Origin of the sequence: Erwinia sp. MMLR14_017 (genome assembly GCF_033657285.1) — a bacterium.
Lineage (GTDB): Bacteria > Pseudomonadota > Gammaproteobacteria > Enterobacterales > Enterobacteriaceae > Erwinia.
The window spans coordinates 72,001-97,887 of the sequence record NZ_JAWVWP010000013.1 but is presented as its reverse complement, the minus strand read 5'-3'; the positions used below and the strand labels follow the sequence as shown (position 1 = coordinate 97,887).

Sequence of the window (25,887 nt, the reverse complement as noted above, 5' to 3'; positions counted from 1 at the left end):
AGATTCCGCCCTTTTTTTACCTCCCCACTTTCCTCTCGCCCGATCGACACAAGCGTCTATGCTTTTAGCTGACCCGTATTAAAGGAGAAGCAGGATGGACACATCTTTACCTCAGCCGATCACTGATAACGAACTTTCTCTGCTGGACCGCTACTGGCGGGCAGCAAACTATCTGTCGGTGGGGCAGATTTATCTGATGGATAACCCGCTTCTCAGAGAACCTCTGCTGCCACAGCACATTAAACCCCGGCTGTTGGGCCACTGGGGAACCACACCCGGACTGAATTTTATCTATGCACACCTCAACCGCATTATTCGCCAGCGAGATCTGAATCTGCTCTATATCTGCGGACCGGGACACGGTGGTCCAGGCATGGTTGCCAATACCTGGCTTGAAGGCACCTACAGCGAAATCTATCCCGATATCAGTGCGGATGCGCAAGGCATGCGCAAACTGTTCAGGCAGTTCTCTTTCCCCGGCGGGATACCAAGCCATGCGGCGCCCGAGACGCCAGGCTCCATCAATGAAGGGGGCGAACTGGGATACTCTCTGGTGCATGCATTTGGGGCCGTTTTTGATAATCCCGAACTGATTGCGCCCTGCATTATTGGTGATGGCGAAGCGGAAACCGGGCCGCTGGCCTCAAGCTGGCACGGCACTAAATTCCTGAATGCCGCCCGTGATGGTGCGGTCCTGCCCATTCTGCATCTCAATGGCTATAAAATTGCCAATCCCACTCTGCTGGGTCGTTCCAGTGATGAGGACCTGCAACAGCTGTTTACTGGCTATGGTTACGATCCGCTGTTTGTGGTGGGGGATGACCCGCATCAGATGCATAGCGATATGGCCGCCGCCTTCGATAAAGCGTTCGACCGTATCCATCAGTTACAGCAGGAAGCGCGAAGCGATGTGGCAGCGACACGTATTCCGCGCTGGCCAATGATTATTCTGCGCAGCCCCAAAGGCTGGACGGGACCGAAATCGGTAGATGGTAAAAAAGTTGAAGGGTTCTGGCGAGCTCACCAGGTGCCGGTTTCATCATGCCGTGAGGATGAAAACCATCGCCAGATTCTGGAATCCTGGATGAGAAGCTATCGCCCTGATGACCTGTTTGACGCGGAAGGCAAGCTGAAACCTGAACTCCAGGCGCTGGCACCCGTAGGGGATAAAAGGATGGGAGCCACGCCCTATGCTAACGGCGGACGGCTGCGGCAGGAACTTAACGTGCCCGATATCCGCCAGTTTGCCGTTGAGGTTGCCACTCCCGGCGGCAGCCAGGATCAGTCCACGGCAGTGCTCGCCAGCTATCTCAGCGAGATATTCCGCAGTAATCCCGACAACTTCCGCCTGTTCGGGCCAGACGAAACCGCATCAAACCGTCTGGGACGGGTCTTTGATGTGACCAGCCGTACCTGGATGGAGAAGATTGAAACCTATGATGAGCAGCTCTCGCCAGATGGCCGCGTTATGGAGATTCTCAGCGAGCATCAGTGCCAGGGCTGGCTTGAAGGCTATCTGCTGACCGGCAGGCATGGTCTGTTTACCTGTTACGAAGCCTTTATCCACATTGTGGATTCGATGTTCAACCAGCATGCCAAATGGCTGAAGGTGTCGCGTAAGCTGCCGTGGCGTAAGCCCATTTCTTCATTAAACTATCTGCTTTCTTCTCACGTCTGGCGTCAGGATCACAACGGTTACAGCCACCAGGATCCCGGTTTTATCGATCACGTTGCCAATAAAAAAGCGGATATTGTCCGTATTTACCTGCCGCCGGACGCCAATACCCTACTGTGGGTAGGCGACCACTGCCTGCGAACCTGGGATCGTATCAATGTGATCATCGCAGGCAAGCAACCCGAGCCGCAATGGTTGACTATGGAACAGGCTGTCACGCATTGCGAAAAGGGAATGGGCATCTGGCCCTGGGCCGGGAATGAGCAACCGGGTAGCGCGCCGGATGTGGTCATGGCCTGCGCAGGAGATGTGCCAACGCTGGAAACAATGGCTGCGGTTGATCTGCTTCGTCAGTGGCTGCCGGAACTGAAAGTTCGGGTTGTGAATGTGGTCGATTTGCTGGCGCTGCAAACCAGAGAGCAGCATCCCCATGGCCTGGAAGATCGGGCGTTTGACGAGATATTTACCGCCGACAAACCGGTGGTATTTGCTTTCCACGGCTATCCAGCCCTGATCCACCGGCTGACTTACCAGCGAAACAATCACCGTAATTTCCATGTGAAAGGCTTCAATGAGGAAGGCACCACCACCACACCGTTTGATATGACGGTGCTTAACGAGCTGGACCGTTATCATCTGGCGCAGGAAGCGATTATGCGCGTGCCGGGGCTGGCAGAGAAGGCCTCAGACGTGCTGGATAAAATTCAGAAAAAACTGGCTGAGCATCATCGCTGGGTTCGTGAACAGGGGGAAGACTTGCCGGAAGTGCTGAACTGGGTATGGCCCTCCAGCGCGCGTTGACCTTCATCCTGTGGGCGGCCAGCGGGTCGCCCACATCTTTCAGAGTTGCACCGCTTCCACCAGCATCCAGAGCGTGGTGATAACCAGCGAGAGCGCCATTACCCCATTGAAGACGCGCAACTTCCAGGGCACCTGTAAGTGCTTACCCAGCCGATCGCCCATCGCCGCCCAAATCAAAATGCATGGCAGGTTCAGCGCCATAAAGCCAAACATTACCGTGACAATACCGCTGCTGGCGGTATACATCAGCGCCACGTTCGTCGCCATCAGCCAGGCTTTCGGATTGATGGCCTGAAACATCGCACCGCCGATCAGCGTCATTGGCTGCGCTTTTTCACGCAGCTTTGGCGCGCCCGAGCGGAAAATTTTCCAGGAAAGCCACAGCAGATATGCGCCCCCCATCAGCGTCAGCGGCAGAAGAACCGCGCTCATCCATTGCAGCAGTACTTCAAGCAGCAATCCCGCTATCGCTGTCTGAATGCCGCATCCAACCATGATCCCCAGCAGCATAGGCAGCGTACGGCGCATGCCGAAATTGACGCCAGATGTGGCCAGCATCAGGTTGTTCGGCCCTGGCGTAATGGACATCACGGTAACGTAACTGATAAAGGAAGGATCAAGCATGGTCTGTCTCCTGGGTGCGGTTGAGAACACCATGTTAAGGAGATCACGCCGATGGTAACAGATTCAGAAATACACTATTGTGATGAGTACAAAAGCTGTTTTCATTAAACTGTACCTATTATCAAGGCAGGCGACTGTGTCCATCATCGACGCGCAGGAGAGTACGCTTTACCATCAGCTGGCTGAAACGCTGGCGGAGGCCATCCACAACGGTACTTATTTGCCCGGAAGCCGCCTGCCCGCTATCCGGCGCTGTGCCAGCAACCACCAGCTAAGCGTAAACACCGTGCTCACAGCCTACCGTATCCTCGAAGATCGCGGCCTGATCGAAGCCAGACCCCAGTCGGGCTATTACGTCCGTGGAAGGCTGCCTTCGGTGAAAACCAGCGGCGACCGGCAGGCAAAGGTGCGCTCACCCGGCAGTGAAAAGCTGGATTTGATTGACGCCGTATTTGCCGCGCAGAACCATCCCGACTACACCAATATCTCGCTGGCCTGTCCGCAAAACAGCGACTTCTTCCCCACGGCAAAAATCAGCCGCATTATGGCTTCTCTGCTCCGACGTGAACCCGATTTAATTGGTCGCTATGCCCTGCCGCCAGGTAGCCAGCGTCTGAGACGGGAAATTGCGCGCCGTGCGATGGACCTGGGGATGAAGCTGACCGCTGAAGAGGTGACGCTGACCCACGGCTGCATGGAGGCGCTCCAGCTGGCGCTGCGAGCCGTCACCACGCCGGGAGATTGCGTAGGTGTGGAGACACCTACCTATTTTTATCTGTTCCCGCTGCTGGCAAGTCTTGGTCTGCAAGTCGTTGAAATCCCTACAGATCCCCAGCATGGACTCTCGCTTGATGCCCTGGAGCTGCTGTTGCAGGAAAAACGTTTGCAGGCGCTGATCGCTATGCCAAACGTACAAAACCCGCTGGGGTGCAGCATGAAACTGCAGGATAAAAAACGGCTGGCGAAGCTGGTCAATCGCTATAAAGTGCCGCTGATTGAAGACGGGCTGTATGCCGAGCTGCAATTCTGCTGGCCGCTCTCTCCGGCGGTTAAAGCCTTTGATACCGAGGGCTGGGTGCTGCATTGCGCCAGTTATACCAAAACGGTGGCACCCGACTTTCATCTGGGCTGGATTGCAGCCGGGCGCTTCAGTACGGAGCTGGCCAGGCTTAAATCTGTCTCTTCGCTGGCGGAATCACGGCTGTTGTCCGAGACGCTGGGGCTGTTTCTTGAATCTGGCGGGTACGACCATCACCTGCGTTCCATGCGCCGCCGCTACGCTGCCCAACTGGATGAAGTCAGAGGGATTATTGCCCGTTATTTTCCCCTGGGAACCCAGGCTACGATGCCCGGCGGAGGCTACGTCTTTTGGGTAGAATTACCGGGCAAAGTAGACACGGTAGATCTGTTTCACCGATTGCTGCAGGAGAAAATCTGCCTGACGCCGGGAGCGCTCTATACCCTGAGCGATCGCGGAAACCACGCGCTGCGGCTCTCCTGCTGCTACCCGTTCGATGAGCGTTATACCTGGGCGCTGAAGCGAACAGGCGCGCTGGCATGTGAAATCAGCGGTATTGCCGCAGGCAAGCTCTGACGTTAAGGCGTGCCATTTCGGCCCCACGTGGCATATCCTTTACGTTCGGTCAGCCGCTCATAATAGGCCCGCACGGCAGGAAACGCCGGGTGGTCCAGCGGCGTCTCAAACCAGCGGTTAACTGACAGCCCTACCGGAATGTCAGCGAGCGAAAAGGCGCTGCCTGCCACATAGGCGCCGGTACGTTCCAGCTGCGCATTAAGAATGGCCATAGTGTAAGACCAACCTTTGCAGGCTGCGGCCAGCAGCCGGGGGTCCTGATGCGCAGGTGAGTGACGCACTAACGCCATAAAGGCGTAGCGCCAGGAAGTGTTCAGCTCGGTCGCCTGCCAGTCAGTCCACTGGTCAACCGGCGCACGAGCACGGGGGTCTTCAGGGTAGAGCCAGCCGCCGCCGTAGGCGTTCGCCAGATAGCGGATGATGGCGTTGGATTCCCATATGACGAAATCCCCGTCCTGGATAACCGGCACCAGGGCATTAGGATTCAGCGCCCTGAATGAAGCCTCCTGCGGGGACTTAAACCCCTCGCCCCACTCTTCACGGCGAAAGGGAATATTCAGCTCTTCACAGATCCAGAGTACTTTTCGCACATTAATGGAGGAGGCGCGCCCCAGTATTTTCAGCATAGATCCTTCACTTATTTGTTCAGGTTTTGGCTATTAATACGCATTTTCTGTCGGACTGACAATGGCCAACCCCAGCCCGACTTAACAGTTGTGCCACCCCGCTACACTCAGCGGAAAGATTCAGGATACTCTTACACATCATAACCAAAAGGAGATGCGCGATGACACAATTACGTGCGTTTAAGCAGGTTGACGTATTTACTTCTTCTCCCCTGAATGGCAATCCGCTGGCGGTGATTATGGATGCCAGCGGCCTGAGCGACGAACAGATGGCGGCGATTGCCCGCTGGACAAACCTCTCAGAGACCACTTTTATTCTGCCCGCGCAGGACCCGGCGGCTGACTATCGTGTGCGTATTTTCACGCCAGATCTTGAGCTGCCTTTTGCCGGTCACCCTACCCTGGGCAGCGCGCATGCACTAATTGAAGCAGGTATTACCCTTAAGCAGCCTGGCAAGATTGTGCAGGAGTGCGAGCTGGGGCTGATAACGATAAAGATAGCGGCTGACGGCGCGCTGGCCTTCTCAGCGCCGGAGGCCACGCTAACGGAGTTTACCGATGCGTCCTTAAGCAGTGCGCTTGGCTGCGATGCAATAGAATCCGCACTGCCGGTGATGGTAGCCGATATGGGGATCCGCTGGCTGCTGGTACCGATGCAGTCGGTTGAAGCGGTACTGGCGATTAAGCCCAACCTTACTGAGTTTGAAAACGTGATGCGTATCGCGAAGGTGAATGGCGTAATGCCTTTTGCTCCTGTGGATGGCGTTGCCGGGCAGTATGAAGTTCGCGGTCTGCTGGTTGAAAACGGGTCATTAACGGAAGACCCGGTTACTGGCAGCGCTAACGCCTGCCTGGCCCGCTATCTGCAGGCTCGGGGCGTGGAGCTGGATTACCGGGTACGCCAGGGGACGGCAATGCAGCGCGCTGGCCGCCTCAGCGTGACTTATGCGACCGACGGCCTCTGGATTGGCGGTCAGACGGTAACGGTGATTGACGGTACGCTGAAGATTTAAGACCGTGGTCGCCATCACCAGCCTCAGCCTGCATCGCACAGCGGCAAGACGCACCAGCACCCTGGCAACAGTGCCCGTTAAGTCAGGCACAGGACGCGGCTTCCTTCATCATGAGGGAAGCCTGGGGGTTTACTCGTCTGTAACCAGAGCCTCAGAGAAACATGCCGCCCGAAGCTTCAATACGCTGGCCGTTGATCCAGCCGCTCTCGTCGCTGAGAAGTTGGGCAATGGCATTGCCGATGTCGTCCGGCTGCCCCACGCGGCCCAGTGCCGTTTGCGAAGCCACAAAAGCATTCACCTCAGGATTATCGCGCACCATGCCACCGCTGAAATCGGTGGCGATAGCGCCCGGGGCCAGGATATTCACGCTGATGCGCCGCTCTCCTAACTCTCTGGCCTGATAACGGGTCAGTACCTCCATCGCGCCTTTGACGGAAGCATAGGCGCTGGAGCCCGGCAGGCTGAAGCGGGCCAGACCGCTTGAAATATTAAGTATCCGGCCACCGTCAATCATCAACGGCAGCAGCTTCTGCGTCAGGAAAAAAGGCCCCTTGAAATGCACGTTTACCATCTCATCAAACTGCGCTTCGGTAGTCTGATTAAAACTGGCATGCAATGCCGTACCGGCGTTGTTTAATAAATAGTCAAAACTGTCGCGTTGCCAGACGATCTGCAAATGTTCCTGCACTTTACCGACGAAGTCAGCAAAGGTGCTGCTGTCCGCTATATCCAACTGTAGAGCCACTGCGTCAGCGCCAAGTGCCTGGATGCGCTTGACCACCTGCTCTGCTTCCTGCTGCTTATGACGATAGGTCAAAATGCTGCTAATGCCCCGCGCGGCCAGCTTAAGGGCGGCATTTTCACCTAAACCCCGGCTTCCGCCGGTGATAATTGCAATTTTAGCGCTCATTTTCTTCTCCGTTTCATTCACTGTGGACAAAAAGCAGGATATTACCTGCGTTCTGATCTATAAATGAGCTTGATAACGCTTCACTGTTTCAATCTGAATAACAATGAGCGCATTAATGGATAAAATTCAAGCAATGCAGGTTTTTGTTCGGGTAGCTGAACTTCAGAGTTTTACCCGTGCAGCGGAAAGCCTGGGAGTGCCGAAAGGAAGTCTCTCCCGCCAGCTTCAGGCGCTGGAGAACAGTATGGGTACGCGACTGTTACACCGGACCACCCGCCGGGTTCAGCTCACCCAGGACGGTCTGGTCTATTACGAACGCTGCCGCGACGTACTCGCCACGCTGGAGGAGATGGATTCCCTGTTTCAGCACGATCCGGCCACGCTCAGCGGCCGGATAAGGGTAGATATGTCAGTCAGCCTGGCCTGCCATTTTATTCTGCCGCTGCTGCCCCACTTTTTGCAGCAATACCCGGGTATTGAGCTGGAGTTAAGCAGCAGCGACCGCCGCGTTGATGTGGTGCGCGAAGGGTTTGACTGCGTTGTGCGTGGCGGCGTGTTAGATGATTCAGGACTGATCGCCCGCCCGCTGGGCACGCTGACGATGGTCAACTGCGCCAGCCCCGGCTACCTGGAGCGTTTTGGCACTCCGCTTACGCTGGAAGATCTCGGACAACATGCCATGGTGCATTACAGCCGGCAGCTCGGGAGCCATCCAGCAGGCTTTGAGTTCTACGACGGCAAAACCACGCGTTTCATTAAGACCGGCGGCGCAGTGACCGTGAACAATACGGAAACCTATCGCACAGCCTGTCTCTCCGGATTGGGGATTATTCAGGCTCCGCTGGCAGGAATGAAAGCCTCGCTAAAGGATAAAAAGCTGATCGAAATCCTCCCCCATTTTCGTGCTGAACCGATGCTGCTTTCGCTGATCTATCCCCATCGCCGTAATCTCGCCAGGCGGGTACATATCTTTATGGAATGGCTCACGCAGGCAATGAAACAGTACATAGCCTGACGAGGCGGCTATAATTTCACGCAGATACATTTATTTGCAGGACATGAAGAAGGGTACATGAAGGAAAATCAACCGACTGAACAGCAGCAAGATGCAGAAAAACCTCTGATCAACATTAAAACGGGCAACCCTACCGTCGACAACTCTATCACCCGGATTTCACGCCTGGTGAGCTGGTTTCAGGCTATTCCGACGGTAGCGCATTTTCTCCGTGCGGGAGAACGCTTTAACGATCGTCTTGGCAGCCAGTTTGGCGCGGCCATTACCTATTTTTCGTTTCTGTCGCTGATCCCGATTTTGATGGTCTCCTTTGCCGCAGTGGGCTTTGTGCTCGCCTCTAATCAGGATCTGTTGACGGAGTTGATCAATAAGATCGTCAATAATATCAGCGATCCTACGCTGGCTTCGACGCTGAAAAACACCGTGAACACCGCGGTTCAGCAACGTACCACCGTTGGGCTGACGGGGTTGTTTATCGCCCTCTACTCAGGCATTAGCTGGATGGGCAACCTGCGCGAAGCCATTCGCGCTCAGTCACGCGATGTCTGGGAGCGAAACGAGCAGGATAAGGAGAAAATCTGGTTCAAATATACGCGTGATTTTATTTCGCTGATCGGGCTGGTGCTCGCCCTGATCGTTACGCTGTCGCTGACTTCTATCGCTGGCGCAGCGCAGGAGGCGATCGTTCGCGCACTGGGGCTGGAGGGGATTGAATGGCTCAGACCGGCAATGACGCTGATTGCGCTTTCCATCTCCATTCTGGCGAACTATCTGCTGTTTTTGTGGATATTCTGGATCCTGCCGCGTCATAAACCGCGTAAGAAAGCGCTGTTTCGCGGCACGTTGCTGGCCGCTATCGGCTTTGAGGTAATTAAATTTATTATGACCCTGACGCTTCCCAAACTCGCTTCGTCTCCTTCTGGCGCCGCGTTTGGATCGGTCCTGGGCCTGATGGCTTTCTTTTACTTCTTTGCCCGCCTGACATTGTTCTGCGCCGCGTGGATAGCTACAGCAAAATACAAGGACGACAAACCTATTGAGGTTTCTGCAAGAAAAGCATAAATTCCGCCCCCTACTAAAGGGCAACGTCCGTTGTCTTTGAAGGGCTCAGGATGCTGCAGGTATGATCCTGCAGCTCTTCAGCAGAGCCTTTGTTCATCAACAGCAGATTCCGTTTAATCACCATCAGCGCACGGCGACCATCCGGTAGCGCAGCGATGGCGATACCATATTTGTACATCTCTTCGCGGGCGCCCGGTAGTTCGCTGGCGATGCGGATAAACGGGCTCATTTTCTTGGTCTCGTCACGCGTTACGGCACGTACCTGATAAACATGTTCGCCTAACTGTTCAGACTGCCAGAGGCTGGTGAGGCTGGCGCTCATGCTGTCCAGACGCTGGCGAATATCGGGCCGCAGGCAGGAGATATGAATATGCAGCTGATTTTGCGTTCTGCCCCGCTGGGAGTTGATAGTCACGGCCACCGCGCTGTCCGCTATCGGCGCACCGCGTTTCTCTTCCATATAGTGACGTGAACGCCAGGCTTCAGCAAAAAAATTGGGCGTGGAAGGATTAAGCAGGATCGGACTCTCAATACCGGTAATTTTTTCGACCGGCATCAGTAAATATTGCAGAGGACCATTACGATCTTTCAGTACCACAAAACCATTTCGTAAATCCACTTTGCGACAGGGCGTTGGATCGTTGTTTTGATTTTGGTTAGGCAAGCATTTTTGACTGACAATATTCCAGAGCGCATTTGAATTGTTTTTAAAATTCAAGGCTATAGAGGCACAACCCGCCGTCAGTACTATCCCTGCTATTGCCACCGCAATCAGGACACGCGATCTCCCCTTCATGATCAAAACCTCTGGTTATTCTCTGTCCGTAATGTAAACGAACCACCGAAGAAGATCATGTCAAATAATCAATCGCGGTGACCATTTTTTACGCTTTAACTTATTTTCATCCGGAAGAGTGACGAAGGGGAGTCGATTTTAAAAAAGGGGGAAGCGGGCGGTAATTATTTCACCGCCCTGAAGGAAGGAATTAATCTGGTTTCATTACCTGATCATAAGTCCCACCGTCGGCAAAGTGGGTTTTCTGGGCTTTGGTCCAGCCACCAAATTTATTATCGATGGTAAACAATTTCACCGGCGCGAAGGTGCTGGAAAATTTCTTAGCGATATCCGGATCGCGTGGGCGGTAATAGTTCTGCGCGGCGATAGTCTGCCCTTCCGGAGAATAAAGGTATTTCAGGTAAGCATCGGCCACTTTACGGGTATCACGCTCATCCACCACTTTATCTACCACAGAGACGGTAGGCTCAGCCAGGATCGATTCGTCCGGGGTTACGATATCAAACTTGTCTTTACCCAGCTTGTTCACTGCCAGATAAGCTTCGTTTTCCCAGGCGATTAGCACATCGCCAAGGCCGCGCTCAACAAAGGTGTTGGTTGCACCGCGAGCACCGGAGTCCTGCACTTCCACATTTTTGAACAGGGCTTTTACATAGGCCTGAGCTTTAGCCTGGTCGCCATTATTCTGGTCCAGTGCCCAGCCCCATGCTGCCAGGTAGTTCCAGCGTGCTCCGCCAGAAGTTTTAGGATTTGGCGTGATCACCGAAACGCCCGGCTTGATAAGATCGTTCCAGTTGTGGATCTGTTTTGGATTACCCTTGCGTACCAGGAAGACGATGGTCGAAGTATAGGGCGCAGAGTTATCAGGAAGTCGTTTGATCCAGTTTTTATCAATACGACCGCGCTCAGCAATCGCATCAACGTCAGATTCCAGCGCCAGAGTGACGACATCAGCACGAATGCCGTTGATCACGGAGGTGGCCTGCTTGCCGGAACCGCCATGCGACTGCCGGATGACCACATTGTCCCCGGTTTCCTGTTTATAATGCGCGCTGAAGGCTTTGTTGTACTGTTCATACAGCTCACGAGTCGGATCGTAAGAAACATTCAGCAGCTGAATATCTTTTGCCAGGACGCTGGTTGAGGCCAGTAACAGGGTTAATCCCACACTCCACTTCTTCATCACACTCTCCCAAAGTTTTTTTGCTGTAGGAGAGCGTGACACAAAGTGATTCGCGGTTTAAAGAATTAAAAAATAGCTTTAATAACCTTTGGGTATATAGAGAGGCAAAATAAAGGCGCTGTCATTCAGCGCCCTGTTTGTCATTAATAAAGCTTTTTCGCCGTATCCAGCCAGTCGCCTTTGAACGGACGCTTCATGTTTTCAATGGCATCAATAATATCGTGGTGCACCATTTTCTCATTCTGGATACCCACACAGCGACCGCCGTAGCCCTGTAGCAGCAGTTCAATGGAGTAGGCGCCCATGCGGGAGGCCAGAATGCGGTCATAAGCTACCGGTGCGCCGCCGCGCTGAATATGCCCCAGTACGGTAGAACGGGTTTCACGTTTGGTTTCAGACTCGATGTACTTAGCCAGCTCATCGATATCGCAAATGTGCTCAGTAATTGCCACAATCGCGTGCTTTTTACCCTTAGCGATGCCCGCTTTGATCTCTTCCACCAACTCTTCACGGGTATAAGGGATTTCAGGTAAGACGATAAATTCACAGCCGCCTGCTATCGCTGCGGCCAGAGTCAGATCGCCGCAGTAGCGCCCCATCACCTCAACAATTGAGATACGCTGGTGGGAAGAGGAGGTATCACGCAGGCGGTCAATTGCCTCCACTACCGTTTCAAGGGCCGTGAAATAACCGATGGTGTAATCCGTTCCGGCTACGTCGTTATCAATGGTGCCCGGCAGGCCGATACAGGGGAAGCCCATCTCGGTCAGGCGTTTGGCACCCATATAGGAACCGTCGCCGCCAATAACCACCAGCGCATCAATGCCGCGCTTTTTCATATTCTCGATAGCAACCTGACGCACGCTTTCTTCGCGGAATTCAGGAAAACGCGCCGAACCCAGGAAGGTGCCGCCGCGGTTAATCATGTCAGAGACGCTATAGCGGTCCAGGTTGGCCATGCGATCTTCGTACAGACCCAGGTAACCATCATAAACGCCACACACTTCCAGGCCTTCACTGAGGGCGGCCCGAACCACGCCCCTGATGGCTGCGTTCATACCCGGAGCGTCGCCGCCGCTTGTCAGTACACCGATTTTTTTAATCATGACAACCTCTGAACTTGTTAATGCGAATGTTAAATGCTGGACGCCGTGGAAGGTCGACGCATGAAGGCGAGCTTACCGACTAATGATGGCAATAGTATATCAAAGCCAGGGGGCTGAATTGATTCAGGTCAGCGATCATTCAGCTATTTTTTTTGCGCCCCATCACGTTTTTGCTAATGATTTGGCTAACTCCTTTATTTACTGGAAAAATTATAGCTTAAGTCCCTTTTCCAGCTCCGCTGGTACGACCGAACAGGGATCCTGATGAATGATAACGTCAGAACCAGGGAAACGATCCAGGAGCGCTTTTTCTACCTCTTCGGCCATTTTATGCGCCTGAAAAAGGGGAAGATCATCATCCATTTCAAGATGTAGCTGAATAAACCGGGTCGGGCCAGACTGGCGGGTACGCACGTCGTGCGCACCCTGCACGCCGGGCCAGTTAGCGGCTATATCAATAATCATCTGGCGATCTTCATCGGGCAGCGCTCTGTCCAGCAGCGCCTGCACCGCTTCATAGCCCATCCGCAGCGCGCTGTATAAGATCCAGACGCCGATGCCAAGCGCAAACAGCGCGTCTGCACGCCTGAAGCCATACCAGCTGAGACCTAACGCCAGCAAAATGGCGCCATTCATGATGACATCAGACTGGTAATGAAGCATATCGGCGCGAATAGCCAGGCTGCGGGTCTTTTTCACCACCCATCGCTGAAAAGCCACCAGCGCCAGCGTAGAGAAAAGCGCAATCAGCGTGACCACTATCCCAACCAGCGGCGCACGCATTTCATTGGGCGTAGCCAGATGTTGTAACCCCGTCAGGAACAGAAACAGCGCAGACCCCGAGATAAACATGCTCTGGGCGAGTGCGGCAAGCGACTCCGCCTTACCGTGCCCAAAAGTATGCTCTGCATCGGCAGGCTGAAGAGAGTAACGCACCACGAAGAGATTGGTCAGGGACGCAGCGATATCAACCAGAGAGTCGACAAGCGCCGCTAACAGGCTGACCGAACCGGTATACCACCAGGCAAAAATCTTCACCAACAGCAGTACTGAAGCCAGCGTGGTTGCCGCCAGCGCTGCCCGGTTTACCAGGCGGGCGTAGTGTTGATCCATGCCGCACTCCCTTTAGTTGAGTGCGTAAGTATACTGGATTTCAGGCAAAAAAAACCCCGCCATCATGGCGGGGGAAGACAGGGATGGTGTCTATGGCAAGGAAAAACAGGGATACTATGTTACTGGTTACTGCCGGTACTACTCACTGCCTGCAGCGATGAAGCCTGCTGCATGTTCGTCAGCTCGCGCATTTTATGCATGCGCTGCTGGTGTTTCTCATTTAAAACATCCTGCTGGGCGGGCGTTAACAGGTGGTACATCTGGTTGCGCACCCGGGCCATCTCGACCTGCCGTGCCACTTCCGCCTGTGCAATCCTGTTTAACTGCGCTTTATAGGAGGTTTCATCAAATTTATCTGCAATAATCAGCTCGTGCAGTTGCTCTAAATCGTTAATACTTATGGGAGAACTTTCATGACGCGCCTGCTGCATCAGATCTCGCATTTGTTGACGCTGCTGTTCCGTGAGATTGATGCCATCAAACATGTGACTCTGCGGAATTTGCGCCATACTGCGTGGCGCCGCGTTGTCCTGATGCATCTCGTCAGTCGTCGTCATTTCTGCAGCCCATGCGGCGGAGAAACTGAGTATCAGCGCCGGAACCACAACGACGGCGGTAACTTTGCGCATCGTTAACTCCCAGGTTGGTTTCCACTTTTTGATTCAACGAGAGCCAGTCTACGGGGCCAGCTGCAAACATGCGTCAGGCGGTGTAAAACTACGTAAAGTCATGGAATGACAGCATTCGTTCACGGTATTTTGCCTGCGGAGGGCAATAAAAATGAATAAAATCCTGTTGGTTGACGATGACCGCGAATTGACTTCGCTACTGAAAGAATTACTTGAGATGGAAGGGTTTGACGTACTGGTAGCCGGTGACGGTGAACAGGCTCTGGCCTTGTTAGATAATACTATCGACCTCTTGCTGCTGGACGTCATGATGCCGAAAAAAAATGGTATCGACACCCTGAAAGAGCTACGTCAGCAACATCAAACGCCGGTCATCATGCTGACAGCGCGCGGAAGCGAGTTAGATCGCGTTCTGGGGCTGGAATTGGGCGCAGATGACTACTTGCCTAAGCCGTTTAACGATCGCGAACTGGTGGCCCGTATACGCGCTATTTTGCGACGCTCAAATTGGAGTGAACAGCAGCAGCAACATGACAACAGCTCCCCTACGCTGGAGGTGGATCACCTGCGTCTGAATCCAGGACGTCAGGAGGCGAGTTTTGAGGGTGTGGCGCTGGATTTAACCGGCACCGAGTTTACCCTGCTCTATCTGCTTGCCCAGCACCTGGGACAGGTGGTTTCCCGTGAACATCTCAGTCAGGAAGTCCTTGGCAAACGCTTAACGCCGTTCGATCGCGCCATCGATATGCATATTTCAAACCTGCGCCGGAAGTTGCCGGACCGCAAAGATGGTCATCCGTGGTTTAAAACGTTGCGTGGCCGTGGCTATCTGATGGTTTCCGCTACATGATCTCAAGCCTGACTACCCGCATCTTCGCCATATTCTGGCTCACCCTGGCACTGGTGTTGATGCTGGTTTTAATGGTGCCAAAGCTGGATACCCGCCAGATGACGCCGCTGCTGGATAACGAGCAGCGTCAGGGCACCATGATTGAACAGCACGTGGAAGCGGAGCTGATGCAGGACCCGCCCAATGACCTGATGTGGTGGCGCAGGTTGTTTCGCGCTATCGACAAGTGGGCTCCTCCTGGCCAGCGGCTTTTGCTGGTGACCAGTGAGGGGCGCGTCATTGGCGCGCAGCATAACGAAATGCAGGTGATCAGGAACTTTATCGGCCAGTCCGATAACGCCGATCATCCGCAGAAAAAGAAGTATGGCCGTGTCGAGATGGTCGGCCCCTTCTCCGTTCGCGACGGAGAAGATAACTATCAGCTTTACCTGATTCGCCCGGCGGGCAGTTCGCAGCTGGACTTTATCAATCTGCTGTTCGACCGTCCGCTGCTGCTGCTGATTGTCACCATGCTCATCAGCTCTCCGCTGCTGCTCTGGCTGGCATGGAGCCTGGCGAAGCCGGCGCGTAAACTCAAGCATGCCGCTGATGATGTCGCCGCCGGTAACCTGCGCCAGCGTCCGGAACTGGAAGCGGGGCCGCAGGAGTTCCTGGCTGCCGGGGCCAGCTTCAACCAGATGGTCAGCGCTCTGGAGAGGATGATGACCGGTCAGCAGCGTCTGCTCTCTGATATCTCCCATGAGCTGCGAACGCCACTGACGCGCCTGCAGCTGGCGACTGCGCTGATGCGTCGTCGTCAGGGTGAGGGCAAAGAGCTACAGCGCATTGAGATGGAAGCGCAACGGCTGGATGGCATGATCAACGACCTGCTGGTGCTTTCACGCACGCAGCATAAAAATGCGCTGGTCAGTGAAGCCATGAAGGCCAACCAGCTCTGGTCGGGCGTGCTCGATGATGCGAAGTTTGAAGCTGAGCAGATGGGTAAAACGCTGGAGGTTCCCTATCCTCCTGGCCCCTGGCCGCTTTACGGTAACCCCAGCGCGCTGGACAGCGCCCTGGAGAATATCGTGCGCAACGCGCTGCGTTACTCTTACTCTAAAATTGCCGTGAGTTTTTCGGTGGATAAACAGGGGATTACCATTCATGTGGATGATGATGGTCCGGGCGTAAGCGCTGAGGATCGCGAGCAGATTTTCCGGCCTTTCTATCGTACAGATGAAGCTCGCGATCGCGAATCTGGTGGTACGGGTCTTGGTCTGGCCATTGTGGAAACGGCTATTCAGCAACATCGTGGCTGGGTTAAGGCGGATGACAGTCCATTGGGCGGCCTGCGCCTGACAATCTGGCTACCGCTCTATTCCAGCAAAGCGTAATTATTTGCTATGCTTCGGCCCTCGCTAATGAGGGCCGTTGTCGATGCTGAATATCGTTCTGTTTGAACCTGAAATTCCCCCAAATACCGGAAATATTATCCGTCTTTGCGCCAATACGGGCTTCCAGCTCCATTTGATCCACCCGCTGGGCTTTACCTGGGACGATAAGCGCCTGCGCCGGGCCGGGCTGGACTACCACGAATTTGCGGCACTCAGGCACCATGATGATTACGCCGCCTTTCTGGCTGCAGAAGCGCCGCAGCGCCTGTTTGCGCTAACGACGAAAGGCACACCTGCGCACAGCGCAGTGAGCTATCAGAAAGGTGATTATCTGGTGTTTGGACCCGAGACCCGCGGCTTGCCAGCGGAGATCCTGAATGCGTTACCTGCCGATCAAAAGATCCGTATTCCGATGCAGCCCGACAGCCGCAGCATGAATCTCTCTAACGCGGTTTCCGTGGTGGTGTACGAAGCATGGCGCCAGCTGGGCTATGCTGGCGCAGTGGTGAAGGCGTAAACATCAGATACCGTCGCCAAACTCGAAGCCCGGCACCATTCCGTTGAAGTGTTGATCCATCTCCATTGAGGGCTTATCGCTGTTGGGTTTGCCCACGATGCGTGCGGGTACGCCAGCAGCGGTGGTATGCGGCGGCACGGGCTGCAGCACAACCGAGCCTGCGCCAATTTTCGCCCCGCGGCCCACTTCGATGTTGCCAAGAATTTTCGCCCCGGCGCCAATCATCACCCCTTCCCGAATTTTCGGATGGCGGTCGCCGCTGGTTTTGCCGGTTCCGCCCAGCGTTACCGACTGAAGAATAGAGACATCATCTTCGATCACTGCCGTTTCGCCCACCACAATCCCGGTGGCGTGGTCCAACATGATGCCACGGCCAATTTTAGCTGCGGGATGGATGTCAACGGCGAAAGAGACGGAGACTTCATTTTGCAGGTAAACGGCCAGCGCCCGGCGGCCCTGGTTCCACAGCCAGTGGCCGATGCGGTAAGCCTGCAGGGCATGAAAGCCTTTAAGATAGAGCAGCGGAGTGGAGTATTTATCAATGGCCGGGTCACGCTGTCGCACAGCCTGGATATCGCAGGCCGCAGACTGAATCATCGACGGGTCCTGGTTATAGGCTTCCTGCACGATTTCACGGATGGCGATAGCGGGCATAATTGGATTAGCCAGCTTATTGGCGAGCATATAGCTCAGCGCGCTTCCCAGGTCGTCATGCTTCAGCAGCGTCGCGTGATAAAAACTGGCCAGCATCGGTTCGCAGTCAGCCAGCGCCCGCGCTTCAGCTTTGATATAATCCCAGACCAGTTCAGGTTCTACACACGGCATTGCTCTCTCCCCATCAAAAAAATAACGCGCGGGCATCCACGCGCTATATCACTGCGCTTCCCTTTCTCAGCCGATGCTGTTTTCGTCTTTCCTTGTACGCCCAAGCAAGCTCAATGCTGCCTCTCGCGCATTTTTTTCGCAATACAGAACCTGATATATTTGCTCGGTTATCGGCATCTCTACGCCGCAGCGCGCCGCCAGCGCCTTCACTTCTTTGGTATTTCGGAAACCTTCCACTACCTGACCAATGGTGGTTTGCGCAGCTTCCACATCAATCCCCTGCCCCAGCATCATGCCGAAACGGCGATTGCGTGACTGATTATCGGTACAGGTCAGCACCAGATCCCCTAAACCCGCCATCCCCATAAAGGTGGTTGGGTCAGCGCCAAGAGCGGAACCAAGGCGACTCATCTCCGCCAGGCCACGGGTAATCAATGCCGTACGGGCGTTGGCGCCAAAGCCGATTCCATCTGAAATGCCGGCACCAATAGCGATGACGTTTTTCACCGCCCCGCCCAGCTGCACGCCAATAAAGTCCGGGTTGTTGTAAACGCGGAAGCTTTTGCCGCAGTGCAGCAAGGTTTGCAGATCGTTGGCAAACTCCGTCTCGGTGGCTGCCAGCGCAATGGCCGTCGGCAGACCGGCAGCTAACTCTTTAGCAAATGTAGGACCTGAGATCACCGCCAGAGGGATCTCTGGCCCCAGGATCTCGCGCGCCACATCCTGCAGCAGCCGCCCCGTTTCTTTCTCCAGACCTTTAGTGGCCCAGACGATGCGGGAGTCAGCGCGAAGATGGGGTTTAATTTGCTGTAAAACATCGCCGAACACATGACTGGGAACCACCACCAGCAGATCGCGACTGGCGGCAATTGCCGTAGCCAGATCGGTTTCAAGGCTCAGCGAAGCAGGAAAAGGAACATCGGGCAGGAAAGCCGCATTACAGCGGTCAGCCTGAAGCTGTGCCTGATGGTGTGGGTTATGTCCCCACAGCACCACGTTGTGCCCGTTACGGGCCAGCGTGATGGCTAAGGCGGTGCCGTAAGATCCGGCACCGAGGACGCTCATTGAGGCGTTAACGTGAGGCATTATGCATCCTGCTGAGGAGCGGCACCTTCGTTTGACTGCTGAAGATAGTTCATGAACAGCGCGTCAAAGTTCACCGGAGCCAGGTTAAGCTGCGGGAAGGTACCGCGTGAAACCAGGCTGGTGATGCACTCGCGAGCATACGGGAACAGGATGTTCGGGCAGTATGCACCCAGGCAATGCGCCATCTGGTTGCCGTCGATACCAGAGATAGAGAAGATACCGGCCTGCTGAACTTCACACAGGAAAGCGGTCTCTTCGCCAACGGTTGCCGTCACGGTTACGCGCAGCACCACTTCGTAAACATCGTCTGCCAACTGGCTGGAAGCGGTATCCAGATCCAGTTTCACTTCCGGTTCCCACTCTTTCTGGAAAACCTGAGGTGCGTTAGGGGCTTCAAAAGAGATGTCCTTGGTATAAATACGCTGGATCTGGAAAGCCATCTCGGTGTTATTTTGCTCTGACATGTACGTAATCCTATGGGTTAATAATCCGTTATTGCGCCACTCGCCCGTCTTATTTTACTAGCGGGTCGAGGCCTTGTCGGCCATCGAGCGCGAACAGGTCGTCACAGCCACCTATGTGCTGCGAATCAATAAAAATCTGGGGAACGGTGGTACGACCGCTACGTGTGATCATTTCGTCGCGTTTATCAGCATCGCCATCGATAGGGATCTCCTGATAAGTAATGCCTTTCTGATCCAGCAGCGCTTTCGCCCGATGGCAGAAAGGACAGGTTGCTTTGGTGTAGATCTCAACGTTTGCCATACCAGTCTCCACGTTTATTTACCACGCACCAGCGGCAGGTTTTCACCACTCCAGCCTGACACGCCATCTTTCAGTACATACACATTTTCAAAACCCGCCGCGTTAAGCTGGCCTGCCGGCTCTGCTGCGGAGGTGCCGTTGGCGCAAACCACAATGATCGGCTGCGCTTTATGTTTCTCTAATTCGCCAAAGCTGCCTTTTTTGATATCCGCTGCCAGAACGTTAATGGCATTAGAGATATGGCCTTTACGGTAGTCATCACGCCCACGCACATCAACCACTACGGCTTCTTCTTTATTAATCAGACGGGTTGCTTCACCACGGCTGATTGTTTTTACTTTTGAGAACATGCCCTTAACGGTGGTCACGATCACTAAAACCAACAGGACAACCCACGCCAGACTAAGAATGGTATGGCTGCCTGCGAACTGCATAATATCTTGCATGAGGGGTAACAACTCCCGAAAGGGTTAATAAGCGAAAACAAGGCTTCTGAGTATACCTGCCAGTGCTGCCATGTACAGTCGTGAAGCGGCCAGAGTTGCGTTTTCTGAGGCAGATTCCCAAAAAAAATTGTCTTAAGTGTAAAAGCCCGTGTCAGCATGCCGCTGCTGCAATCCTGAGCGGTCATTTGTTGTGCAGATCCGCCCTTTTTTTGCCTGCCGGTCAAGCTCTGCGGTGAGGCGTTACGGGCCAGGCTGTCACCACTGGAAATGGAAAACCCGGGACAGATCGCTGGTAAGCTGCTGTTCATCGTGGAATAATCTGCCCCCTATGAGGGAAAAAGCGACAGTTTCATATTTACGAACCCAGGGTAACGGATCGGCCACAGGCGTTCTGTTGCGATCCCGCGCGTTCACCTTGTCTGCCAGCGTGCTTTGCGCTGGCCTTTTGCTGTCGCCTTTTGCCAGCTCCGCCGCAGACGATAATAAATCTCAGCTTTCCAGCCTGCAGCAGGATATTGCTGCGAAAGAGAAACGCGTTTTGCAGCAAAAGCAGCAGCGCAGCGCCCTGCTTGCACAGCTCACCAGTCAGGAAAAAATCATTGCTCAGGCCAGCCGTCAGCTGCGTGAAACGCAGATTGTGCTGACCGGGCTGAATAAAGAGATCGCCGGCCTGACTGCTTCTATTGCTAAACTACAGGCTCAGCAGCAGAGCCAGGAGAAGCTGCTGGCAGAGCAGCTTGATGCGGCATTCCGCCAGGGGCAACACAGCGGCGTCCAGCTGATCCTGAGCAGCGAAGAGAGCCAGCGCAGCGAGCGCATTCTGGCCTACTTCGGTTACCTTAATGATGCCCGCCAGAAATCCATAGACGATCTGAAAAAGACCCGCAGCGATCTCTCCGCACAGAAAGCCTCTCTGGTGGAGAAACAGGCTCAGCAAAAATCGCTGCTTGATCAGCAACAGGCGCAGCAGCAAAAGCTGGAAGGGGCACGTGTAGCGCGTAAGAAAACGCTAACCTCTCTGGAATCCTCCCTGGAAAAAGATCAGGCGCAGCTGGCAGAAATGCGCGAGAACGAGAGCCGCCTGCGCAACAAAATTGCCAAAGCGGAACGTGAAGCGCGGGCCAGGGCCGAAAAAGAGGCCCGCGAAGCGGAACGCGTCCGCCAGCGTCAGGCACAGGCGAAAAGTAAAGGCACCACCTATAAACCGACCGAGGGCGAACGCTCGTTAATGGCGCGTACAGGTGGCCTGGGACGTCCTTCCGGGCAGGCACGATGGCCGGTAAGGGGCAGTATTGAACATCGCTTTGGTGAACAGCTGCAGGGCGAGCTCCGCTGGAAAGGCCTGGTGATTGACGCGCCTGAAGGCACCGAAGTGAAAGCCATTGCCGATGGCCGGGTTCTGATGGCCGACTGGCTACAGGGTTACGGACTGGTGGTAGTGGTGGAACACGGTAAAGGGGATATGAGCCTCTACGGCTACAACCAAAGTGCACTGGTGAGCGTGGGAAGCCAGGTTAAGGCAGGAGAGCCAATCGCCCTGGTGGGGACCAGCGGCGGCCGGGGCACGCCTTCACTCTATTTCGAAATCCGACGCCAGGGACAGGCCGTCAATCCACTACCGTGGTTGGGAAAATAACTTTTGTTACAGCTTCGCAAAATCAGCGGCGTGCTGGCAGGCCTGCTGATGGCCTGTTCAGCACACGCAGGCAAACTCTCTATCGTCATTGATGATTTTGGCTATCGACCCACGCAGGAAAACCAGGTGTTGCAGATGCCGGCAACCATTTCTGTCGCCGTGCTCCCTAATGCGCCCCACGCGCGTGAAATGGCCACTAAAGCGCATCAGCGCGGGCATGAGGTGCTTATCCATCTCCCTATGGCACCGCTCAGCAAACAGCCGCTGGAGAAGGACACCCTGCGTCCAGATATGTCCAGCGCGGAAATAGAGCGCATAATCCGGCAGGCAGTAGCGGATGTACCCTATGCTGTTGGTCTGAATAACCATATGGGCAGCGCCATGACCTCCAGCCTCTCCGGGATGCAAAAAGTGATGCAGATACTGAATCACTATAATTTCTACTTCCTGGACAGCATGACCATTGGCAACAGCCAGTCGACTCGTGCGGCTGACGGCACCAGCGTCAGGGTGATCAAACGCCGCGTCTTCCTGGACGACACGCAGAACGAAGCCGATATCCGCAAACAGTTTACTCGCGCCGTGCGCCTGGCGCAGCGGGACGGTTCAGCCATCGCCATTGGCCACCCTCATCCGACCACGGTGCGGGTTTTACAGCAGATGCTGCCAACGCTTCCGGCGGATATCACGCTGGTTCGTCCCAGCCAGCTGCTGAACGAGCCGCAAAGCAGCAATCACAGACCGCTGCCTGCTGAGAAACCGTTACCCGCTGCTAAGCCGCGCAATCCGTTCCGGGGCGTGAAGAGCTGTCCGGTTACGCTGCAACCCGTTCCGGCAACCCGCGCGTTAGGCGTGGTGGCAGAAAGCATCGGCGACAGCGCTGGTATGCGTTATATCGAAACAAACTTCAGCGGGTTGAAGCTGAGTATCGGCTCTCAACCTTAATCTTTTTGCATCGCCCCTGACTCCGTTAGGGGCGTCATCACTTGAGTCGCAGCCGCATGGCAGATCAGCGTAAAAAAATTCTGTTGCTGGATACCGGCAATGAATGGGGTGGCGGCACCAACAGTATGTTGGAGCTGCTTAAGCGTATCGACCGCACCCAGTTCGACATCCGCTGCTGCTTTTATCATAACTACCGGCGCGGCAAAGGCGACTCAATTGGTCAGGTGCTGGAATCGCTGGGCTTCCCGGTCATTTTTATCAACCAGCGCAAACAGCCACGCTGGGCCAAAGTGGCTAAAGAACTGTTGAGATCGCTGGTGTTTTTCAGCCGTTCCCTGCGCCAGAAAACCACCCGTTGGGTCGATATGCGCTGGCGGATCCAGCCGAATGCTAAGCAAATTCGTCAGGCTCTTGCCGACAGCGATCTGCTCTATATGAATAATCAACCCGGCTCTAATGCGGAAGGTTACCTGGCCGCAGCCGGTTTACCTGTAACGGTAGTGCAGCATTGCCGCATTGAGCCGGTTCTGAACCGCGATCTGGTTGCTATGGTGAATCAGCGGGCAGATGCGATCATCGCCGTGTCTGAGGGTGTGCGTAACGTACTGGTAGCTAACGGGGTGAAGCCCGAAAAATGCTTCACCGTGTTTAATGCTATTGATATCTGGCAACCTCTGCCAGCGCGCGCCGAAATGCGTCAGCAATTGCTGCAGGTCAGCGAAGAGTGTTTTGTGTTCGGCAGTATTGGCTCCCTGATCCCACGTAAATCTAACCATCACATTTTGCAGGCGCTGGAGAAGTTCGCCGCTGAGTTTCCGCAGGCTGACTGGCGTATGGTGATCCTGGGTGAAGGCCCGGAAGAGGTGGCGCTCAGGCGTCAGGCTGCTCAGGCAGGCGTTGCCGACCGCATAATGTTTACCGGTTTTCGTTCCAACGCCCTCGACTATCTTGCCGCGTTTGATGTGTTTATCCTGGCCTCTAAAAGTGAAGGCCTGCCGCGTGTGGTACTGGAAGCGATGCTGTTGAATACTGCGGTGATTGGCTCTGACGTCACCGGCACGGCTGAGCTTATCTCGCACGAAAAAACGGGGTTACTGTTTAAGTATGGCGACACCCAGGCGCTGTTTGAGCGGATGAAAACGCTCTATCTTGATGCCGGTAAACGCACGTCGCTGTTACAGCAGGCCAACGCCAACGTGAAAGCGCACTATGCTATTGAACATTATGTCGCTGGCGTGGAAACTATTTTGCAAAATGCGTCTCATGGAAACTCATCGCATGTTTGAATTTTTAAAACCTCATTTTCGTTATATTTGCTCCCGCCATAACCTCTCTTATCAGCAGAAAGAGGTGCAGGGCAGCATTCCCGTCACCTCGGTAGTGATCCCCTGCACGGGGGCAGATTTTGTTGAAGAGGCCAGGCTCAGCGCGCTTTTTGCTTCCCGGTTTGCCCCGCAGGCTGAAGAGATCGTGATTGTTTCCGACCAGCCTGCAGCGCAGTTTGGTGAGCTTCCGGCCAGAACCCGCGTGGTCACGCTGGATGTGCCGCTGCGCGAAGAGAACTACCGCTATAAGCAGATTTATCGTAGCCGTTTAATCAAACTTCAGGCTCCGTTGCAGGCCCGCACGGAGGGGATTTTGATGATCGATTCCGATCTTAATCTGCTGCAAATGCCTGAAATTAATATGCATGATGGCCATATTTACTCCAGCTTCCGTCAGGGCAAGATGATAGCCAAGCTGGCAAAAGCGCCGGAACAGAATCGGCCTGCTTATTACCGTAACAGCGTCCGGCCCTACATTGTCGATCACGTCAACGGTGCCTTTCTGGCCGCAACGCGACAAACGTGGAAACGCATCTGTCCGCTGTGGCTGACGCTTTTCCAGGATACCTGGGAGCTGATGGATGATTCACAGCCTCCAACCGATCAGTTACCGCTGGCGGCGTTGCTGGATATGCTGGATTTAAAAACGGTCAATCTTGGCGACTGGATGAACTGGCCAGTCTCGAAAAAGATAGGCGGCAGTACGGCTGCCATACCCAAAGAAGTGGTTGGCGCTCATGGCGGCTTCCCCCTTTCTGAATGGCAGAAATACCTTGAATCGGCTGAGGCACCCTTGACCTTTAAGGGCCAGGACTATACCCGTAAAGTCCGCTATCTCACGGATGCCGAAAAACAGCAGTAAATGCAACAGGGCTGGCCTCCAGGCTGACCCTGTTATCAGCAGTAAAGAACCGGTTTTCACCCCGGCCCTGACGCTCTAGGTCCAGTCGAGGATCACCTTGCCGGACTGCCCTGAACGCATCCGATCAAAACCAGCCTGAAAATCATCAATCCCGTAACGATGAGTAATGATTGGCGTGATATCCAGTCCTGACTGGATCAGCGCCGCCATTTTATACCAGGTTTCGAACATTTCCCGTCCATAAATGCCCTTGATAAACAGACCTTTGAAAATGACCTGATTCCAGTCAATGGACATCTCTGACGGCGGAATACCCAGCAGCGCAATTCGTCCACCGTGGTTCATTACGCTGAGCAGGCTGCGAAAAGCGGCTGGCGCGCCCGACATCTCCAGCCCAACGTCGAACCCTTCCGTCATCCCCAACTCCCGCATGACCCCATCCAGATCCTCACGGCTGACGTTCACCGCCCGCGTCACCCCCGCCTTACGGGCCAGATCGAGACGATAATCGTTAATGTCGGTAATCACCACATGCCTGGCCCCCACGTGACGGCAGATGGCTGCGGCCATAATCCCAATCGGCCCGGCACCGGAAATAAGTACATCCTCGCCCACTAAATCGAAAGATAAAGCGGTGTGGACGGCATTGCCAAAGGGATCAAATATTGCCGCCAGCTCATCGGAAATATTGTCCGGGATACGGAATGCATTAAACGCCGGGATCACCAGGTACTCCGCAAAGCATCCCTGACGATTGACGCCAACGCCCACACTGTTGCGGCAAAGATGTGTCCTTCCCGCGCGGCAGTTCCGGCAATGTCCGCAGGTGATATGCCCCTCTCCCGATACGCGATCCCCAAGCGAAAACCCTTTTACTTCCTGTCCAATACCCACGACCTCACCGACATATTCATGCCCGGTGATCATCGGTATGGGAATGGTTTTTTGCGACCACTCATCCCAGTTATAAATATGCACGTCTGTGCCACAGATAGCCGTTTTACGGATTTTAATCAGCAGATCGTTATGGCCGGGTTCCGGGATCGGCGCATCGTTGATCAGCCAAATCCCCTCTTCCGCCCGCAATTTTGCTAACGCTTTCATTACCGC

Annotated in this window: 26 protein-coding genes; 12 read left to right on the top strand and 14 right to left on the bottom strand. The window is 54.6% G+C overall.

Going from position 1 to position 25,887, the window contains the following annotated elements; all coding sequences use genetic code 11:
• Window positions 1-94: 94 nt before the first annotated feature.
• A complete protein-coding gene (locus SD961_RS18840; protein WP_318791865.1) occupies window positions 95-2,476 on the top strand; it encodes a phosphoketolase family protein in 2,382 nt (793 codons plus the stop codon).
• A 39-nt stretch (window positions 2,477-2,515) separates the two neighbouring features.
• On the opposite strand, the gene SD961_RS18835 is transcribed toward SD961_RS18840, so the two are convergent.
• Window positions 2,516-3,100 carry a LysE family translocator gene (locus SD961_RS18835; protein WP_318791864.1) on the bottom strand — a complete coding sequence of 195 codons (585 nt, stop codon included), beginning with the start codon at window positions 3,098-3,100 and terminating at the stop codon, window positions 2,516-2,518.
• Between the two features lie 136 nt (window positions 3,101-3,236).
• Between SD961_RS18835 and SD961_RS18830 the strand changes: the two genes are divergently transcribed.
• Complete coding sequence (locus tag SD961_RS18830; protein ID WP_318791863.1) at window positions 3,237-4,694, top strand: PLP-dependent aminotransferase family protein; 1,458 nt, start codon at window positions 3,237-3,239, stop codon at window positions 4,692-4,694.
• A 2-nt stretch (window positions 4,695-4,696) separates the two neighbouring features.
• Here the strand turns inward: SD961_RS18830 and SD961_RS18825 are convergent, their stop codons facing one another.
• Complete coding sequence (locus tag SD961_RS18825) at window positions 4,697-5,320, bottom strand: glutathione S-transferase (protein ID WP_318791862.1); 624 nt, start codon at window positions 5,318-5,320, stop codon at window positions 4,697-4,699.
• A gap of 161 nt (window positions 5,321-5,481) precedes the next feature.
• Here SD961_RS18825 and SD961_RS18820 point away from each other — a divergent pair, with 161 nt between their 5' ends.
• A complete protein-coding gene (locus SD961_RS18820) occupies window positions 5,482-6,333 on the top strand; it encodes a PhzF family phenazine biosynthesis protein (RefSeq protein WP_318791861.1) in 852 nt (283 codons plus the stop codon).
• A 151-nt stretch (window positions 6,334-6,484) separates the two neighbouring features.
• On the opposite strand, the gene SD961_RS18815 is transcribed toward SD961_RS18820, so the two are convergent.
• Window positions 6,485-7,243, bottom strand: coding sequence for an SDR family NAD(P)-dependent oxidoreductase (locus SD961_RS18815; protein WP_318791860.1), 759 nt, complete (start codon window positions 7,241-7,243; stop codon window positions 6,485-6,487).
• A gap of 115 nt (window positions 7,244-7,358) precedes the next feature.
• Here SD961_RS18815 and SD961_RS18810 point away from each other — a divergent pair, with 115 nt between their 5' ends.
• Complete coding sequence (locus SD961_RS18810; RefSeq protein WP_318791859.1) at window positions 7,359-8,258, top strand: LysR family transcriptional regulator; 900 nt, start codon at window positions 7,359-7,361, stop codon at window positions 8,256-8,258.
• Between the two features lie 57 nt (window positions 8,259-8,315).
• Window positions 8,316-9,320 carry an inner membrane protein YhjD gene (gene yhjD, locus SD961_RS18805; RefSeq protein WP_318791858.1) on the top strand — a complete coding sequence of 335 codons (1,005 nt, stop codon included), beginning with the start codon at window positions 8,316-8,318 and terminating at the stop codon, window positions 9,318-9,320.
• A gap of 13 nt (window positions 9,321-9,333) precedes the next feature.
• On the opposite strand, the gene SD961_RS18800 is transcribed toward yhjD, so the two are convergent.
• The 5 genes from SD961_RS18800 to cpxP all read right to left on the bottom strand — a co-directional run bounded on the left by SD961_RS18800 (window position 9,334) and on the right by cpxP (window position 14,147).
• A complete protein-coding gene (locus tag SD961_RS18800) occupies window positions 9,334-10,116 on the bottom strand; it encodes a CDP-diacylglycerol diphosphatase (RefSeq protein ID WP_318791857.1) in 783 nt (260 codons plus the stop codon).
• A gap of 190 nt (window positions 10,117-10,306) precedes the next feature.
• Complete coding sequence (locus SD961_RS18795) at window positions 10,307-11,299, bottom strand: sulfate ABC transporter substrate-binding protein (protein WP_318791856.1); 993 nt, start codon at window positions 11,297-11,299, stop codon at window positions 10,307-10,309.
• A gap of 143 nt (window positions 11,300-11,442) precedes the next feature.
• Window positions 11,443-12,405: a 6-phosphofructokinase gene (gene pfkA, locus SD961_RS18790; protein ID WP_306209019.1), complete on the bottom strand. Its 963-nt coding sequence runs from the start codon at window positions 12,403-12,405 to the stop codon at window positions 11,443-11,445.
• A gap of 210 nt (window positions 12,406-12,615) precedes the next feature.
• Complete coding sequence (gene fieF, locus SD961_RS18785) at window positions 12,616-13,518, bottom strand: CDF family cation-efflux transporter FieF (protein ID WP_318791855.1); 903 nt, start codon at window positions 13,516-13,518, stop codon at window positions 12,616-12,618.
• A gap of 119 nt (window positions 13,519-13,637) precedes the next feature.
• Entirely contained in the window at window positions 13,638-14,147 is a 510-nt protein-coding gene (gene cpxP / locus SD961_RS18780) for a cell-envelope stress modulator CpxP (RefSeq protein WP_318791854.1), read from the bottom strand.
• A 151-nt stretch (window positions 14,148-14,298) separates the two neighbouring features.
• Here cpxP and cpxR point away from each other — a divergent pair, with 151 nt between their 5' ends.
• Genes cpxR through trmL form a run of 3 tightly spaced genes read left to right on the top strand, consistent with a single transcriptional unit; the run spans window position 14,299 to window position 16,887 of the window.
• Entirely contained in the window at window positions 14,299-14,997 is a 699-nt protein-coding gene (cpxR, locus tag SD961_RS18775) for an envelope stress response regulator transcription factor CpxR (protein WP_306209070.1), read from the top strand.
• Window positions 14,994-16,370, top strand: coding sequence for an envelope stress sensor histidine kinase CpxA (gene cpxA, locus SD961_RS18770; RefSeq protein ID WP_318791853.1), 1,377 nt, complete (start codon window positions 14,994-14,996; stop codon window positions 16,368-16,370). The genes cpxR and cpxA overlap by 4 nt, the downstream gene beginning before the upstream one ends.
• 43 nt (window positions 16,371-16,413) lie before the next feature.
• A complete protein-coding gene (gene trmL, locus SD961_RS18765) occupies window positions 16,414-16,887 on the top strand; it encodes a tRNA (uridine(34)/cytosine(34)/5-carboxymethylaminomethyluridine(34)-2'-O)-methyltransferase TrmL (protein WP_318791852.1) in 474 nt (157 codons plus the stop codon).
• 3 nt (window positions 16,888-16,890) lie between these two features.
• Here trmL and cysE read toward each other — a convergent pair whose 3' ends face one another.
• The 5 genes from cysE to SD961_RS18740 form a co-directional block, all read right to left on the bottom strand.
• Window positions 16,891-17,712 (bottom strand): serine O-acetyltransferase, encoded by an 822-nt coding sequence (gene cysE, locus SD961_RS18760; protein WP_318791851.1) that lies wholly within the window; start codon window positions 17,710-17,712, stop codon window positions 16,891-16,893.
• 66 nt (window positions 17,713-17,778) lie between these two features.
• Window positions 17,779-18,798, bottom strand: a complete 1,020-nt coding sequence (gpsA, locus tag SD961_RS18755) for an NAD(P)H-dependent glycerol-3-phosphate dehydrogenase (protein ID WP_318791850.1) — start codon at window positions 18,796-18,798, stop codon at window positions 17,779-17,781.
• A complete protein-coding gene (secB, locus tag SD961_RS18750; RefSeq protein ID WP_318791849.1) occupies window positions 18,798-19,262 on the bottom strand; it encodes a protein-export chaperone SecB in 465 nt (154 codons plus the stop codon). Before secB ends, gpsA begins: the two co-directional genes overlap by 1 nt.
• Window positions 19,263-19,311: 49 nt before the next feature.
• A complete protein-coding gene (gene grxC, locus SD961_RS18745) occupies window positions 19,312-19,563 on the bottom strand; it encodes a glutaredoxin 3 (protein WP_318791848.1) in 252 nt (83 codons plus the stop codon).
• Between the two features lie 14 nt (window positions 19,564-19,577).
• Window positions 19,578-20,009, bottom strand: coding sequence for a rhodanese-like domain-containing protein (locus SD961_RS18740; RefSeq protein ID WP_318791847.1), 432 nt, complete (start codon window positions 20,007-20,009; stop codon window positions 19,578-19,580).
• A gap of 328 nt (window positions 20,010-20,337) precedes the next feature.
• On the opposite strand from SD961_RS18740, the gene envC reads away from it, so the two are divergent.
• Genes envC through SD961_RS18720 form a run of 4 tightly spaced genes read left to right on the top strand, consistent with a single transcriptional unit; the run spans window position 20,338 to window position 24,777 of the window.
• A complete protein-coding gene (gene envC, locus SD961_RS18735) occupies window positions 20,338-21,645 on the top strand; it encodes a murein hydrolase activator EnvC (protein ID WP_318791846.1) in 1,308 nt (435 codons plus the stop codon).
• 3 nt (window positions 21,646-21,648) lie between these two features.
• Window positions 21,649-22,590, top strand: a complete 942-nt coding sequence (locus SD961_RS18730) for a divergent polysaccharide deacetylase family protein (RefSeq protein ID WP_318791845.1) — start codon at window positions 21,649-21,651, stop codon at window positions 22,588-22,590.
• 56 nt (window positions 22,591-22,646) lie between these two features.
• Window positions 22,647-23,876 carry a glycosyltransferase gene (locus SD961_RS18725; protein ID WP_318791844.1) on the top strand — a complete coding sequence of 410 codons (1,230 nt, stop codon included), beginning with the start codon at window positions 22,647-22,649 and terminating at the stop codon, window positions 23,874-23,876.
• Entirely contained in the window at window positions 23,869-24,777 is a 909-nt protein-coding gene (locus tag SD961_RS18720) for a hypothetical protein (RefSeq protein ID WP_318791843.1), read from the top strand. The genes SD961_RS18725 and SD961_RS18720 overlap by 8 nt, the downstream gene beginning before the upstream one ends.
• Window positions 24,778-24,852: 75 nt before the next feature.
• Here the strand turns inward: SD961_RS18720 and tdh are convergent, their stop codons facing one another.
• A complete protein-coding gene (gene tdh / locus SD961_RS18715; RefSeq protein ID WP_318791842.1) occupies window positions 24,853-25,881 on the bottom strand; it encodes an L-threonine 3-dehydrogenase in 1,029 nt (342 codons plus the stop codon).
• Window positions 25,882-25,887 lie beyond the last annotated feature (6 nt).